This is a genomic window from Pseudomonas sp. E1BtOHC1 (assembly GCF_058744285.1).
The window spans coordinates 2,167,407-2,182,522 of record NZ_CP196023.1 but is presented as its reverse complement, the minus strand read 5'-3'; the positions used below and the strand labels follow the sequence as shown (position 1 = coordinate 2,182,522).

Below are 15,116 nucleotides of genomic sequence, written 5' to 3'. Positions count from 1 at the left end.
CAAGCTCGAAGGACACCGGCCAGGATCACTCCAGCCCCGCCGGCAACAACGCCTGACCACCTTTGAGACCCGCCTGAACCGCCGTCCAGAACTCGGCATTTTCATAGCCCATGGCCCAGACACTGGTACCGCCCAGCCCCAGCTTGGCGACCAATGCAGTCTTGGTCTTGATGCTCTTGGCATCGTCGTACCAGAGCACCGGTTGCGCCCGCTCCGGGGTCCATTCCACGCCATCGGCGAAGCGCTTGACCGGGCCCCAGGTGGCGTAAGGCGTTGCCGAAGCGGCGTCCAGATGGGTAGCGGCGCGATGCTCGGTAATCACTTCCTGGTAAGCCGACCAGTGCACCCGATTGCCAATGCTGTAGTCCTGACCATAAGCCGGGAGCCCCGCCAGGACCTTGCTCGGCGCGACTCGCGAAACGGCGTAGCTGAGCAGCGCCTGCTGCCAGTCGGCGCCCGACTCGGGGCCGGGCCAGACTTCATCGTGGAAACCGCCGCTGCTCCACCCAGGCCCGACCTGGTCATAGGTCATGACCTGGAAGTAATCCACCGCCGCGCCCAGGGCCTTGTAGTCGTAGCCTTGGAGGTATTCGGGCTCGCGGTCGCTGGATTTGGGCGGGATGCTGATGATCAGCTTCTTGTTGCTGGCATGCAGGGCGTTGCCCAGGGCTTTGACATAGGCGGAAAACGCCTTGGCATTCCGCGGCTCGACCTTTTCGAAATCCAGGTTGATACCGGCAAAACCGCCGTCCTTGGCCAGCGTCACCAGTTGCTTGATGCTGCCGGCACTCAAGGTCTTGTCGTTGACGATGGAGTGGGAAATGGCCGGGTCGAAATCACCAATGCCTTCGTTGTAGTCGGAGACGGTCGGATACAGCGGCAGGGACTTGGACTGGGCGAAGCGGATGATGTTTTCGGTGGTTTGGTTCATCCCCTCCTGATGCAACTGGCCGGTGACCGTCAGCCCGTAAGTACTGCCCAGACCGACGGCAGAAAGGTTGCGGTAGAACGTTTGCAGATTGCTGTAGGACGCTTCGACCTGGCCGTCGGTGTAGGCCAGAACAAAGGGCTCGGCATGGGCTGCGGTTGCCAGCAACAGGGTGCAGCCCGCGATCAATGCCTGAAAAAAATGCCGGATGCCTCGCTTCGAGGCCGGGCTGCTGATGCCTGGATTCATGAATACTCCTGCGGATTTTCCGCGTGCTTTGAAAGGAAGTGAATGCTGGATCGGGGACGATCCGAATGAGCCGCCCGCGAGGATGCTCGCGGCGCCGTTGAAGAGTTAAAGCTGCACCACTCTGAGTGGTTTTTTGGCGCTGTTTTTCTTGGCCTTGGCCTTGGCTTTGCCTTGCTTGCCGCCGTTGCATTCCACCGTGGTGCTCCACCCGGACGGGTTGAACATCTGCTCCACCGAGTCCACCAGGTAGTGGCCATCCAGGCCGGGCTTGAAGCCCTGGGCATTGATCAGGCGCTCGGCGAACAGGTCGGTGCGCCCCGGCATCTCCAGGCGGACGTTGGCATTGCTGCGATTGAAAGCAGCCAAACGGGCACTGGCCGCCTGCTCGGCGGCGGACTTGTTCGGGTACAGGTGCCGATCGGTGTGCACTGCCGGCACGCTGTCCGGTGAGTCGCTGTTGCCCAGGTCGATCACCCTGAGCGTGCCGCTCTTCTTGTCCTGATGCCGGGTCTGCACCGCCTTGTGGGTGCTGCTGTCACTCAGGCGGAACTGATAGCGGCTGACGTCGCTGCGGCTGAGGGTGACCACGCCCAGGGCCTTGCCGCTGGCACTCAATCCGGCCTGACGAGGCAGCACCAGCAACTTGCCTTCGGCCACTTTGGCGGTGCAGTCGTACTGCCGGGCCAGACGGGTGATGAAGTTGAAGTCGGACTCATTGAGTTGATCGATCCGCAGCACCTTGGTGGTGACGGGGCAGATGGGCGTCCAGCCGTTGCGGGCCGCCAGGTCGCGGACAATCTGCGCCAAGGCCACGTTCTCCCAACTGCCGCTGCGGGTGGTCTTGCCGCTGCCGCGCATGTCGCTGGCCTTGCCGCGGATCTCGATGGAATCCGGCGGCCCGCTCACCACCACTTCATCCACCGTGTAGCGCCCCAGCCGGGTGAGTGTCTGGCCGGCGTAGCCGAGGAAGATTTCAATGCTGGCGCCACGACTGGGCAGTGCAACCGCCGAGTCGCGGTCATCAATACGCAGTTCAAACTCGTCCGACTCCATTCCCGGTTTATCCGAGGTGCGCAGCGTCAGCAGCCGGTCGTTGATCTGCGCCGTAATATCCCGGCCATCGGCCAGGATGCGAAAGACTGGGGTCATGCTCCGTGCTCCAGAAAATGAAGACCCCGTACACGACGGGGTCTGTTGATTGGATGCAAGGTCAGTCCCATAGCTGAACCATCGCCTCGGCCCGAATCGGCAGATCCGGCAACAGGATCAGTACCCCGGCCCGAAAGGGTTGTGGCTCATCGGCCAGGCCCTGGTTGGCGTCCAGCACCGCCTCGACGCTGCCATTGAGGTGTCCGTAATACTGATGACACAGGGTATCGAGCAGATCACCGTCAGAGGTTCTGCAGGTCGTTGCCATAGCTCACAAACTCCAGTGAAAAGCCTTGTTTGCGGGGAATGCCGCCTGCCAGCAGGTGGCTCTGGTCCTCGTCGATGCTGATGAGGCACCAGGTGCCCAGCACTTCGCCGTAGCCCGTGGTCAGGCTCAGGGGCTGCAAGCGCCGACCAATGCTGCGCAACGTCTGCAACTGGCCCAGCCCGCCCTTGAACCCGGGGTAGATCGTGCCTTTGAGGGAGATCTTGTCGTCGCCCTGCCCCACCGCCTGCTGCGCGATGCCGCGGCTCAAGCGCTCCTGGGCCGCCCAGCGAAAGCCGGTCTGGCGGCGCAGCTCATCGAAGGCCGCGGTGTCGAGGTTGAAGTAGAAAGGCTCGGCCGCGGCCCCCAGGGGCTGCAGGATCAGCAAGTGCGGGAAGGGTTTCACTGCCTCGGCCGCCGGTGTGTCCTGATCCGCAAATGCCGCGCTGGGGAAGATATTGCCCAGGGATGGGCTGATTTGCCCGCCGATGCGGTTGATCGCCGCGCCGGCCTTGGTGACTTGTTCCTGCAGCGCACCAAGACGCTGCTGGACCTGCCCCGCCACGGTCACGGCCTGGCTGTACTTGGCGGCAACTTCACCGACAACCGATTGCGCAGCGCTGATGCCACGCAGGGTCCGTTGCAGCTTGGCGCCCAGCACCGGCCCGACCCAGGGCAGGTTCTCTAGCTCAGAAGCAGCGCCGGTGATGTCGCTGATAGCGCCATTCATGGGGCCCAGCATCTCATCGGCACTGCGCCGCCCCGCCTCCGCTGCCGCCACCAAGGACGTGAGCCCCGATTGCAGCTGTTCCATATAGGCCATGCCACCTCCTTAAACGTGTGCCGCGTCGAACAACTGACGACCCGCCGCCTGACGGCTGTATTCGTCGAACTGAAAGCGCAGATAGGGTTCCAGCTCCCGGGCCAGTTGCGCCGGATCTCTGACATCGCCCTGGACCGAGATCGACAGGTAAGGCGCGAAGCTGAACTGCTGCTCGATCGCCGGGGGCGCCGCCGATGTAAACGGCTCCGCCGGTTTGAGCAGCGAAGAGGTCGATGCCGACGGCGACGGGCTGGCCATCGAACGCACGGCCTGCCCCATCAGCGGAGGTGTCTGCCCCGGCTGGAAGGATTTGGCGATATCGCCCATGACCGGCGGGATGTTCTGCCCGGCGTTGCGCATCATCAGCGGACCGGCTGCAGGCATTTGCTTGAGCGAGTCGTCGGAGCCGAACATTTTTTTACCCAAGGCTCCACCAGCGGCCGAACCGCCCCAGGCGCCCAGTGCACCGCCCACCAGCCCACCAATAACAGTACCGATGACCGGCACCACGGAACCAATGGCGGCCCCTGCTGCTGCTCCGGCAGCGGCGCCTGCAAGATTGCCTGCCGCCTCGCCATAGCCTTCGGCTTTTTCATCCTGGGTCTTGGCATTCAGATAGGTGTCCGCAACCTGGAAACCGGCACCGAGCACCGAGAGAACCGCGCCGCCCTTGAGCAATGGTGCAAAACCCTTGGCCAAGGAGCCGGCACCTTTCATCGCAGCGCTGGACATGCCTGGCGCGGCCGCTCCTCTGGCCAGTCTCTCCAGACCACTGGGCGTCAGAGGGCTCTTGAACCTTTTGCCACCTGAGCTTCTGGAACGAGGCTCACGCCTGGGCGATCTGCGCCCGCCACGGCCCTGGCGGCGTTTTTTGTCCAAGCCGCAGTCAACCATGGGCTCAAAACAGTCGATGCCCCCGGCGTTGCGGCCAGGCACTCGCTTCGCCACCTTGGGATCGATCTGCAACCCACCCCGCAAGACATTCAGCAGGCCCTTGCCCATGGTGTAGACGGCCATCAGCTTTTTCACCGCGACATAAGCGGCGCCCAGGGCGGTCACCCCCAGCACCAATGACGGGGCCTTCTCCGCCAGTTCGGTCAGCTTGCCGACCACCACCGTGATGCTTTGGGCCACCAGATCCGTGGCCGGGCGCAGGGCCTCTCCCACCGCACGCATGCCATCGTCGACCGCCTGCTCGGTCTCCCTCCACAATTGCGCGGAGGCTTGTCGACGCTCGGCGAGGTTCTTGGCGAGAACCCCCGAAGCGCTCAACGAATCCTTCTTCACTTGCTCATACTGCTGCCGGCCCTGGGTCTGGGCCAACAAGGCCGCCTTGATCTGCATATCGGTGAACAGATCACCGGTACGCAGGGACTCTTCCAAAGCCTCGAGCATGGCCTTGGCCTTCGCCGGGTCGGTTTCCTTGCTGATCTGCGCCTGAGCCTCGGCCATCTTCGCCGCCTTGGCCGGGTCGATGGCCCTGACGTAACGCATGGCCAGGGCAAAGCTCGCCTCCAGGCTCGACATGCCCTTCTGGATACCGGTGTTCAGCGAAGCCTGATAATCAATGCCGGCGTCTTCATAAGCCTTGACCGCCTCACTGGAACCAATTTTGTCTATCCAGTTCTGCAATTGGCCGGCGGCCTCATCAGCACTGCCAGCGGTGTTCATCTGCACTTGCAGCATCGACCCCAACTGACTCACCGCATCCATACCGGTGAGTCCTTCCCGGCTCGCGCTCTTGAGCAGTGCCGGGAGCAGGCGCGCCATGTCGGCGGCCTCGAAGTTGCCCGCCTGTCCCTGCAGGGCGATGGCCTCCAGGGCCTGCTCCATGACCTTGGGGTCGCTGATACCGGCCTGCCGCTCAAGGGCCCGCATCAGGTTCGCCGTGTCATCGACACTCGCGCCCTGCCCCACCGCGAACTTGGCGGCCAGCCCTGCGTAGCCTTGCGCCTTGGCCAGTGACATGCCGCTGGCAGTCATCTGGCTCACCAGAGCGGCCACCTCGTTGCGGGCCATTCCCGTGTCACGCGAGGTCTGAATGACCGTGCGGCTCAGTTGCGCTTCCTGAGGCTGGTTGGCCACACCGGCCTTGATCGCGATATCACGGATCAGTGCCTGATAATCGGCACTGATCTTGACCGGGATGGCCAGCTTGCCGATCCCGTCCTTGGCCAAGCCATAAGCCGCCTTGAAGTCGGCTTTGCCCTGGCCGATCTGCTGGTGCCCCCGGGCCTGCAGAGCAGAGCCCCGGGCCACATTACCCAGCGCCTCATATTCCTGACGCAGCTTGTGCACCTGAACACCTTGCTGGCGCAGCCCCTCCCGGCTCTTCTCCAACCGACGCAACAGCCCGGCTGCCGAGGAATCGCCCGTGTCATGGGCCTTTTTCCATTCCTTCTGTAGGCGCAGGGTCTGGCCGATGGTCTGTTCCAGCACCCTGGCCTTGCTGCCCTGCTGCTCCAGCTGCTTGATCCGGCCTTCCACCGTCTTGAAGGCGGCGTCCCACGTCGAACTGAGGGCTGTACCAATCACCACCGCCCCCGATACCCGCTTGCTCGCCATCTGTTTCTCCTGCTCCTTGGGTGACGGGCTCAATCCGTGAGCCACCAGACCATGTCGGAAAAGCCCATGGTCATGATTTCCTCGGCGGAAAAATGCAGCTCGCTGGCGAGCCGCTTTGCCGCCATTTTCATCACCGCAGGATCAAAGCTCGTCGTCTTGCACCAGGCGAAAATAGCCGGCCTGTAGGCGCTGATAGTCCTTGAGCGCCATGCTCTCCAGGTCCTTGGTGCTGATTTGCGCGAGGCTGGCAAACAGCATCAGCTCGCGCTGTTCATCGTCACCCACGCCGGCGGCACTGGCGGCGCGCACATCACGAACCGTCGGCGCACGCAGGGTGAGCTTGTCGCAGACCACGCCGTTCATCTCCACCGGTTTGCTCAGCGCCACCATCACGCTGTCGCTGCACAGGGTCATCCAGCTCGGGGTCTTGTCGATTGCTTGAGACATGGGGTGTCTTCCTTACAGGCCCAGGGCCGAACGTTGGGCGGCGAGCTGGTCGACGCCGTTGATCACGCGCTTCATGCCCAGGGCATCGATCTCGTAGATCAGTCGACCGTCGACTTCGAGCTTGTAGTAAGTCAGGGCCACGTTGTGCTTGATCTCGGCCTTGTCGCCAGATTTCCAGTCGCCCATGTCGACCTCCTTGAGCATGCCGCGCAGGGTGACGATCACCGGAGTGACCTTGCCCTTGAGACCTTTGAACGCCCCACGGAACACACCGTTGAAACCGCTGCTATCGGCCAGGCCGAAGAGCTTCAGCGACTCACGGCGCACGCCGGTGGTGGTGAAGCCGGCTTCCTGTTTCTCCATGCCCATGTCCAGTTCCACCGGCACATCCATGCCGCCGACTCGATGCTCCTCGGTCTTGAGGGTCAACTTGGGCAGGGTCAGGCTCGGCACGTCGCCTTGAAAGCTGATGCCATCGACGAACAGGTTCATGTTCGCCAGGGTTTCGGGAATCATTGCCATTGCTGCGGCTCCTTAAGCGGCTTGGTCGAGGACTTCGGTCAACCACTGGTTGGTGACTTCGACCCGGAAGTTGGGGTTTTCGGCAGGTGGGACGTCGGTAAAGCGAATGTTCCAGTACACCTTGCCCTGCTCCAGCTGGCTGGCAGTGTTGAGTTCGGTGTCGGCGTAGACCTCGAAATTGATGATCGCGCCCTGGTTCTTCAGATCACGCATGAAGGCCTGCAGGCCCTCGGTGACGTCCTTGACGTAAGTCGCGGTGATCGAGCGGTCCACTGCCCACTTGTGACCGAAGAGGATGGCGTCCATGACGATGTCCATGGTCCGTACTCGGGTGACGAAGGCCCACTTCGGATCGCTGGACAGCGTGCGGTTGCCCCACAGGCGGAAGCCCGCGTCACGAATGACGGTGGTGATATTGGCGTTGTTCAGCAGGTTGGCGCGGCAGGTTTCATCGCCGTCGAGGAACTCGATCGGCCGCTTGGTGCCGGTGATGCCGACGAACTCCTTGTTCGACGGCGAGGCCCAGAAGCCGTACTCGTTGTCGGTCCAGGCGAACAGACCGGCGACCCAGGCCGAGGCCGGCGCATCGACGGTGGCATTGGCGCCGTTGTCCCAGTGCTGAACGCCTGGGTCGACCATATAGGCGCGCTTGGCGCCGAAATTCTTGGCATAGGCCATGGCCGCTTCGTCGGTGGTGTTGGGGCCATCGAGAATGGCCAGGCCACGCAGCTTGTCAGCCAGGGCCACCAGGGCAGTACCGACTGCCTGGGTTGCGCTGTGCTTGGGGGAGACCAGCAAACGTGGCTGGGCGTTGAAACGGCTCTTGCCGTCCAGCAGCGCCTGCAGGCCGGTGCGCTTACCGTCGGCCAGCACCCCGCCGATGATCGCCGAAGTCTGCTCGGCCGCGTCGGTCATCTTGGCCACGCCACAAGCGACGATCACCGCCTTGGCCCGCTGGTAGATGGCTTGGCAGGCCTTGGTGATGGCCGCATCCGGCCCCCAGGCGGCAATGGCCTCGCGCTCGTTGGTGATCAGCAGCAGGTCATTGACCTTGGCAGCGGCGGTCGGGCCTTCGGTGAAGGTGTCCACCAGGCCAATGATCGAAGACGACGGCAGCGAAATCGTGCGCGTGCCGGTGTCGACGTTAGTCACGGTAACGCCGTGGAAAAAACCACTCATGGATAAACTCCAGACATGAAAAAGCCCCGGGTGAAGGGGGCTGTAAGGGATGTTTGATTAATGGGGAGCGGAAAGGAAAACGCCCCGGCGGTGCGGGGCGTTTATGGGGTTTGTTCGGCGATCCAGGATGGGACTACTGGGCGGTGCTTAACTTGTGGAAAATCCGGGGATTGGGGCCAGTCGCGAAGCGATTGCATGTACACAAGCAGCTCCTTGAATTGCTCCGCATCAATGCTCGTCGGGGCTTCGATTTCAAGTTGATCACGATGACGCTCACGCAACCACATCACCAATGACAGCTCATCGTCGCGCCATTTGCGCTCCTTAACTGTCATCGATATAGGCAAGGGCTTGTTAAGCTCTTCGATTATGGCTTTGGCCCTTTGCCCAGAAATTGGCTTCAGGTGTTTGGGGGCAAATTTTTCTGCAGCATCCGTATCGTCATACGCGAAAAGTGCCCCGTTTTTTTCGTCAAGATAGTATTCCAACTTTTAAGCCCTCAGCTCTGCCCAGTGCGAGATTGTTGCGCCGCCTAAAAGACCGACGGCATACGTTGATCCAGGTGGAATAATGGCTTGAACACAATTTAGATCGCTCCCCGTTCCACCTTCCTGACCCTGCTTTGAGACCACAACACCGTCTACATGAATGTATAAACCGCGATCAGCTGTACTAGAGGTCACACTTACCATGATCGGTTTACTAGTGCTGTTCAAGTACCCGACACCTGCAGCCCGAGACCCAAGCATGTCCCTCCATACTTGTCTGAAACCGAGGCTGAAGTTCATGAACATATTGGCCGTCATAGCCTTAAAACCATCACCGGCATTGACATCAGCAAAGCCCGCAAGCATCACAGTACCGCGTGCGGCTTCGGTAGCCTGAACAACAGCGGAAGCGTCGGCCTTGTTCGCGGGGTTGAAGTTACCGGCATGCCAGGCAAGGTTCCCGAAAAAATAGGGGACCTTAGTAGCTGTATCTAATTGGAGCGGAAACACTATTTCCCCACTACGCTCAGCAAAAATGCGCAGAACACCATCTACCAGATCAAGGTAGGCATTACAGCTTGGGGTTTTCCAAGATAATTCAGGTGAATCATCAGTTCCATTGTTCAAGTATATTGGACCTGAAACCACACCGCCGGCCTTGGGCAACAACTGGCGCGAGAGATCATCTACATAAGTCCTAGTCACAGCATCTTTAATACCGTAGCCGTCAAGAGTGGTTGCTTTGTTAGCCTTTCCCTCGACCGATGCCTGAATTGCTGAGTTGGTTTCCAGTTTGGTGTAGGCGTTTACGATGCCATAAGCTGCTAGCGTTGTCGGGTTGTCACCGCTGACAACGATCCCCCGCTTATCAATCGTGACCTGCCGGTAGCTACCCGATACCTTGTCACTTGGTAGTGCCGCCACCAGGGAGTCATCGACATACCGACGAGTCGCAAGCACCACCGCCGGATCAATCTTCAACACGATCTGCGCGGTGTTGGCGACGATGAAATTCATGCGGATGACTTGAGTCTTGCCGGTGCCCTGAACCAGCAGGGGCTTGAAGCTCGGGGCGCAGTTGGCCACCGCCACCAGATCGCCGTCGGCATCGAACAGGCCGATCTCACGAATCCAGCGCCCGCCAACATCAGGCGGGATCACTTGTTCGGTGATGATGATGTTGGGGTTGGCCGGGTCGGTGCGCACCTGGTTGACCGGGGCGCGGCGCCATTCGTTGATCAGCTTGGTCTGCGCCTTGTTCGGGATGGGGTCGGTGCTGTTGGCATCGCCGACCGCCATTTCCTTGAAGGTCCAGGGCGTGCCCAGGGCCGTGGCGTTGGCCTGTTTCGCCTCGCCCACCGCCGTGAGAATGGCAAAGAACTGACTGTTGGAATCAATCATGAGTACACATCCAGGGTGTCTGTTTCATCAATACACATGACCTGGCCATAACGGCCGGTCACTTCGATATCGCGGGGTGTCGGGGGGTAAACGTCGATGTCTTCGCCCTGATATTCATAGGCGCCAAGACCAATCACTCCGGAGCTTTCCAGGCTGATGGCCAGGCCAGTCATGTGCCGGCTGACAGGCCTGGCGTCGTCGATCAGCCGGGTCAGCTCCTGGTACATTTCCTCAGTGATACCGGTGTCCAGAACGCCGACTTTCAGGGCAAAGGTGGCCGGTTCGCCTTCAGGGACCGTCTGCCACCATTCGACCACTTCGATCAGGTAGCCCAGCGGTTCCACCACCCGGCGCAGTGCACCGATGGTGCCTTTGCGAGCGTGGATGAAGTACGAGGCACGAATGGCGTTGCGCTTGACCGTCTCGGACCAGCGCGGGTCCCAGCGATCCACCGACCAGGCCCAGGCCAGCTGCGGTAACAGATGCACCGGGCAGGTGGACGGGTTGTACAGGGTGCGCAGCATGATGGCGGTATCGCCGGCGTTGGCCGCCTCAAGGGCGCGCTCCAGCGGCGTGCTATTAATCGGCAGTAGGCTGCTCATCTCAGCTCCCCAGCGTGACGCTGTATCCGGTGCAATACGCCGCTTGAGCCTTGGTCGGGGTGAGGTCTTGCCAACCCGCCAGATCGACCCGAGCCACGCCGGCCACATGCAACTGCGCATCAATGGCCGAACGGGCCACCTCGATGCCCAGGCGCCGGCGTGGGTTGACCCAGGCGGCCAGCTTGCGCTCGGCTTCAGCCAGGGCGGCGTCACCTTCCGGGCCGGGGCCCTTCATGTGCAGCACCGCATCGATGCGATACGGCAACACCTGGGCACTCTGTACCGTGACCCGGTCCCCCAGCGGTCGCACGTCCTCATCGTTGAGGGCTGCGGTAACCGTCGCCAGCAAGTCAGGACTGGCCGCGCCATTGCCTTCCAGGCTCAACACCGTGACCGTCACCCGCGCCGGCGACGGGCTTTCGGCCTCGGCGTCTGCTACCAGCGCGGAAGCGTTGCGGGCATGCAGAATGTAGCTGTTGCGCGGCCCGGCGGTGGTCAGGCCTTCGTAGGCCAACTGCACCCGCTCGCGCAGCGCATCATCCGCCTCCTTGACCTCTGCCAACGGCGGTACCGCCTGCGGGTCTGCGAGCTGGATCACCAAGCGCTGCAGTTTGACGTTGGCCGCCAGGTGATCCAGGTCCGTGCCCTTGGCATGGGCCAGCAGCAGCGCCTTGGCCGCATCGTTGACCCGGGCCCGCAGCTGCATATCGCCATAAGCCGACAGTTCCAGCAGCTTGCTGACCGGATCGCTTTCAAGACTGGCCGTCCAGTTGTCGCCCATGTGCCGGCGAAAGGTGGCCAGCTTGCCTTGGTACAAGGCCTCAAAATCCAGGGCCTCAAGCACCTGCGGCGCCGGCAGCGCCGACAAGTCCAACGTACTCATGCCGTCACCTCCAAAACCGCGCTATCGCCCAGGTACTGGCCGGTCAGTTGAAAGCTGATCTGACCTCCCACTACCGCTACCACCCTGACCCGCTCCAGCTTCAGCCGGGGCTCCCAGCGCAACAGCGCTCGGGCCACTTCGGCCTGCACCGCACTTTTCCAGCCGCCAGTTACCGGCAAGTCGACGTAACGGCGCAGGTTGCTGCCGTACTCCGGGCGCATCCGCCGACTGCCCAGCGGCGTGGTCAGGATGTCTTCGATGGACTGCCGCACATGCTCGATGCCGGACAGCGACAGGCCGGTACGGCGATCCATTCCGATCATCACGTCACTCCTGCACTTGCAGATCCGGGTGGGTGTTCAGGTAGTCCAGGGCGGCAAGGTCGCCGGCCTTTACCGACAACTGCCCCTGGGCTACCAGCAACTGGCGACCATCCGGCAGGATCAACAGACGTGAGGTGTACAAGGTGTCGCGAAACACCACAGTGCCGGTGCCCGCAGGGCGACCGGGAGTTTTCTTAGGGGTGGCCATAGGCTTCTCCGGGTACAAAAAACCGCTCTGGGCGGGTGGATGGGGTGTTCGGTGAGAGAGGAGTCGTGAGGGCGACGACCCGCGAGGATCACTGCGGTGTTGCAGTTGAACCGGGACCCGGCATCACACCCGGGTGGGTATGGGTCGAACCGACATTGACCCCGTTGTGCTTCAAGCTCCCACCGTTGATTTGCACATCGCCATTCAAGGTGATTGCACCCGTCAGGGTGATGCTGTCGGCCTTGCCGGTCAGGGCGCTGTCAGTCACCACCGCCGAGCTGCCGCCGACCTGAATGGTCACCGTGCCGCTGGGCAGGCTGATGCTGTAACTCTTGGCCTGCCAGTCATAGATCAGCGAACCACCATCCTCGAAACGCCAGACCTCAACGTGATCACGGTTGTCCGGCTGGGGACCGGCATTGCCATACAGACCGGGGACAAAAGTGCCCTGGGCCGGCTCGCCGCTGGGGCTGATCAGCACGCCCTGCTCACCCAGGCTCGGTGCTCGCCAGTGTCGGGCCTTGCCCGCGGCCTGGCTGTGCCAGCGCACCCAGGCGCTGGTCCAACCGGCGCCATCGGAAACCCGAACCAGTCCGGCAGCCAGATCCACGCCGACCACGCTGCAAGGCAGGATCAGGCCGGCAATCATGCGGTCGTGGGTTGCAGACACGTAACTCACGCCATGTGCTCCGGCGACTGGTAGCCGCCCTCGTGACCGGGGCCGGTATCGGGGCTGAACCCCAACACCAGCGTGCCAGGTGGTTGATTCGGCCAGGACCATTGCTCTTGGCCAAGGTAGATAAGCTGCTGCCACTGCACGATCCACTCGGCCCGGTAAGCCGATTCCGCAACCGTGCCGGCAGGCTTGGCCCACACCGCCGTTGCGCCTTCGACAAACTCCAGATCCCACTGCTGGCAACGCAGCAGCTCGATTAACTGAGCCGCCAGAATGGCCGCCTGCAACGGCGCCTGGGCAAGTTCGGGATCAACCCGCAACCGGGCCTCCAAGGTGGCACGCATGCAGCAGCGGCCGTCACCCGGGTCGGCGGCCTGGTCCAGCGCCGTGACGGCAAAGTAGAGCGCCGGCTCAGTGGCGTCCTGAAGCGCCTTGGGGAATGCCTCAACCGTATGCAGATGGGGCATCGCCAGCTTGATCGTGGACGTGATGGCGTCTTTTAGCTGGGTCAGTTCGTTCATTGTCTAGTTCCAGAATAAGGTCGAAGCGGCCCGGCCATTGAGGGCTGGGCCGGTGGACCTTGTTGAGAGCCGGAGCCGATCAGGGTTCAAGGCTGATCCGAATGCGAATCCCGGGAAGGCGGTTCGCAAATCCCGATGCGCTTGGCCGCCCAACGCTCATAGAGGCCGATGGCGACGTCGGCGCCGGCCATGGCGGTCAGACAGCCAAAGGCGCAGGCGGTCCAGATCGAGACGCCGGCGGCATACAGCAGCATGATCGCCGAGACCCCGCAGACCACGCAGGCTCCGGAGCGCAGCGCCAGGCGCCGCAGCAGCGACCAGCCACGGGCGCCCTCCTTGTCGGCGCGCCACATTTCGCCGGAAACGCCACCGACCAGCGCCAGGACGATGACCAGCCAGATCGGCATGTCCAGCAACGCTTGTTGCTCGTTTGTCATTCACGTCTCCCGTGCGGATTGAGGCCAGCGAAATGGCCAGGTGATAGAAGGCTGATAACGATGTTTCAAGGGGTCCCTGTCTGTTGGTGGCCCACGTTAGGCAGGCATTCCAAAAAGCCCGGTCGCCCGGGCTTTTCAGTAATGCAAACCTTGGTCTTTCGGCACTACTGGTGCGGTACGGACCCATTCAAATTGTTCCTCCGACCGCGACCCTGTCCGCCGGATAACTGCTTCTGGTGCTTTACGCTGCACACCCGGGTCAGTTGCCAACCCTCTGAACCGTCGAGGCCGGTTCATCGCTGCCTTTGCTTTGCCACTAAAGAGCGTCTTTGCAGCCGTTGTTGAACGGCTTGAGACGGATAATATGCATTCATGCATATGCAGTCAATGCATTGATGCATTTATTTATGCGCAATAATTGCGCGAACGCATGGAGCCCGCATAAATGCAGGGCGGGGGATTTTTCGAGGGCGAAAAAAAGCCCGCTCAGTGGCGGGCTTTGTCTGACGGTGATGGCTTAGCGGGCGTACATGCCCCACCAGAAGACGTGACCGAGGATGCTGATCTGCTCCTCCTGGATTTCCTGGAAGCTGTAGTCCTCATCCGGATGCTCGTCGCGGTTGAAGCTGCGCAGGCGAATCCCGGTGGGCAGGCGATACAGCTGCTTCACTCGCAGTTGGCCATTGTGGTTGATCGCGTACAGGTCGCCATCGACGATATCGCCGATGGCACACTTGCCGGCATTGACCCCGACCGTGGCGCCATCGCGCAGTACCGGCAACATACTGTTGCCCCGCACCGTGACGCACTTGGCCTGGTCGAACTGCACGCCGTTGTGCCGCAGGCTGCGCTTGCCGAACCGCAGGCTGGCGCGCTCGCTCTCCTCAATGACGAATCTTCCTGATCCAGCAGCCAATTCAACCTCACGCAGAAAAGGAACCGACACCTCGTCGTCATCGACAGGGGTATCGTCGTCCCACAGGCTTATGTCCTTGAGTTCCGAATGAATCTCGTCACGGGGCGCAGCAGCCCGAGCTGGCGCGATATTCACGCGTCCGCGCAATTGGTCGGTGCTCACCTGGAAGTATTCGGCAATCCGCGAGATGTGTTTATCCGAAGGATCGACGATCTTCCCGCTGAGAATCCGCGAGAGGGTGGATTGAGGCACACCGGTCCGACGGTGAAGCTCCGTAGGGGAGATTCCGTCGCGATCCAGCAGCTCTCTTAAGACGGTAGAAACATTGCGTATTTGCATAGAACGCATATTGCTCGAACTTTTAGTCAATGACAAATGCTGTTTTGCATATTTGTGCTGCATTTACCGGACAAACACAGTAGTGCCTTGGTGTCTGCGAGGCCAGGGCACCCATGGTAACCTTGCCGCCATCTGCAAAAAGCCGAGCCCAGCGCTCCTTTGCTTCACCCATTCAATGAATCCGCCTAAATACCA

General features: G+C 61.6%; 18 protein-coding genes. All 18 read right to left on the bottom strand.

The genetic code is table 11. The annotated features are described in order from the left end of the window. Positions 1-25: 25 nt before the first annotated feature. Positions 26-1,177, bottom strand: coding sequence for a glycosyl hydrolase family 18 protein (locus ACSSVC_RS09965; RefSeq protein ID WP_346635897.1), 1,152 nt, complete (start codon positions 1,175-1,177; stop codon positions 26-28). A 105-nt stretch (positions 1,178-1,282) separates the two neighbouring features. Next, positions 1,283-2,326 (bottom strand): phage late control D family protein, encoded by a 1,044-nt coding sequence (locus ACSSVC_RS09960; protein ID WP_346635898.1) that lies wholly within the window; start codon positions 2,324-2,326, stop codon positions 1,283-1,285. A 61-nt stretch (positions 2,327-2,387) separates the two neighbouring features. Beyond that, positions 2,388-2,594, bottom strand: coding sequence for a tail protein X (locus ACSSVC_RS09955; RefSeq protein WP_123473858.1), 207 nt, complete (start codon positions 2,592-2,594; stop codon positions 2,388-2,390). After that, complete coding sequence (locus ACSSVC_RS09950; RefSeq protein WP_492612235.1) at positions 2,569-3,414, bottom strand: phage tail protein; 846 nt, start codon at positions 3,412-3,414, stop codon at positions 2,569-2,571. Before ACSSVC_RS09950 ends, ACSSVC_RS09955 begins: the two co-directional genes overlap by 26 nt. Before the next feature lie 9 nt (positions 3,415-3,423). After that, positions 3,424-5,979, bottom strand: coding sequence for a phage tail tape measure protein (locus tag ACSSVC_RS09945; protein ID WP_492612234.1), 2,556 nt, complete (start codon positions 5,977-5,979; stop codon positions 3,424-3,426). Positions 5,980-6,120: 141 nt separating this feature from the next. Then, complete coding sequence (locus ACSSVC_RS09940; protein WP_492612233.1) at positions 6,121-6,426, bottom strand: phage tail assembly protein; 306 nt, start codon at positions 6,424-6,426, stop codon at positions 6,121-6,123. Positions 6,427-6,438: 12 nt separating this feature from the next. Then, on the bottom strand, positions 6,439-6,948 hold the full coding sequence (locus tag ACSSVC_RS09935; RefSeq protein WP_123727684.1) for a phage major tail tube protein: 510 nt from the start codon (positions 6,946-6,948) through the stop codon (positions 6,439-6,441). A 12-nt stretch (positions 6,949-6,960) separates the two neighbouring features. Further along, on the bottom strand, positions 6,961-8,127 hold the full coding sequence (locus ACSSVC_RS09930; protein WP_492612232.1) for a phage tail sheath subtilisin-like domain-containing protein: 1,167 nt from the start codon (positions 8,125-8,127) through the stop codon (positions 6,961-6,963). Between the two features lie 101 nt (positions 8,128-8,228). Further along, complete coding sequence (locus tag ACSSVC_RS09925) at positions 8,229-8,615, bottom strand: tail fiber assembly protein (RefSeq protein ID WP_492612231.1); 387 nt, start codon at positions 8,613-8,615, stop codon at positions 8,229-8,231. Positions 8,616-8,618: 3 nt separating this feature from the next. Then, positions 8,619-10,016: a phage tail protein gene (locus ACSSVC_RS09920; RefSeq protein ID WP_492612230.1), complete on the bottom strand. Its 1,398-nt coding sequence runs from the start codon at positions 10,014-10,016 to the stop codon at positions 8,619-8,621. Next, entirely contained in the window at positions 10,013-10,618 is a 606-nt protein-coding gene (locus tag ACSSVC_RS09915; RefSeq protein WP_492612229.1) for a phage tail protein I, read from the bottom strand. The genes ACSSVC_RS09920 and ACSSVC_RS09915 overlap by 4 nt, the downstream gene beginning before the upstream one ends. A gap of 1 nt (position 10,619) precedes the next feature. After that, positions 10,620-11,501, bottom strand: coding sequence for a baseplate assembly protein (locus ACSSVC_RS09910; protein ID WP_492612228.1), 882 nt, complete (start codon positions 11,499-11,501; stop codon positions 10,620-10,622). Continuing rightward, a complete protein-coding gene (locus tag ACSSVC_RS09905) occupies positions 11,498-11,824 on the bottom strand; it encodes a GPW/gp25 family protein (protein ID WP_102861399.1) in 327 nt (108 codons plus the stop codon). The genes ACSSVC_RS09910 and ACSSVC_RS09905 overlap by 4 nt, the downstream gene beginning before the upstream one ends. A 4-nt stretch (positions 11,825-11,828) precedes the next feature. Continuing rightward, positions 11,829-12,032, bottom strand: coding sequence for a hypothetical protein (locus ACSSVC_RS09900; RefSeq protein ID WP_123727678.1), 204 nt, complete (start codon positions 12,030-12,032; stop codon positions 11,829-11,831). 88 nt (positions 12,033-12,120) lie between these two features. Beyond that, the gene (locus ACSSVC_RS09895; RefSeq protein WP_404938347.1) at positions 12,121-12,711 is read right to left on the bottom strand and encodes a phage baseplate assembly protein V; all 591 of its coding nucleotides are present in this window, start codon (positions 12,709-12,711) and stop codon (positions 12,121-12,123) included. After that, positions 12,708-13,229: a hypothetical protein gene (locus ACSSVC_RS09890; RefSeq protein ID WP_346635909.1), complete on the bottom strand. Its 522-nt coding sequence runs from the start codon at positions 13,227-13,229 to the stop codon at positions 12,708-12,710. The genes ACSSVC_RS09895 and ACSSVC_RS09890 overlap by 4 nt, the downstream gene beginning before the upstream one ends. Positions 13,230-13,315: 86 nt before the next feature. Then, positions 13,316-13,666: a phage holin family protein gene (locus ACSSVC_RS09885; RefSeq protein WP_123727675.1), complete on the bottom strand. Its 351-nt coding sequence runs from the start codon at positions 13,664-13,666 to the stop codon at positions 13,316-13,318. A gap of 517 nt (positions 13,667-14,183) precedes the next feature. Continuing rightward, on the bottom strand, positions 14,184-14,930 hold the full coding sequence (locus tag ACSSVC_RS09880; RefSeq protein ID WP_123727674.1) for a LexA family transcriptional regulator: 747 nt from the start codon (positions 14,928-14,930) through the stop codon (positions 14,184-14,186). Positions 14,931-15,116: the final 186 nt, after the last annotated feature.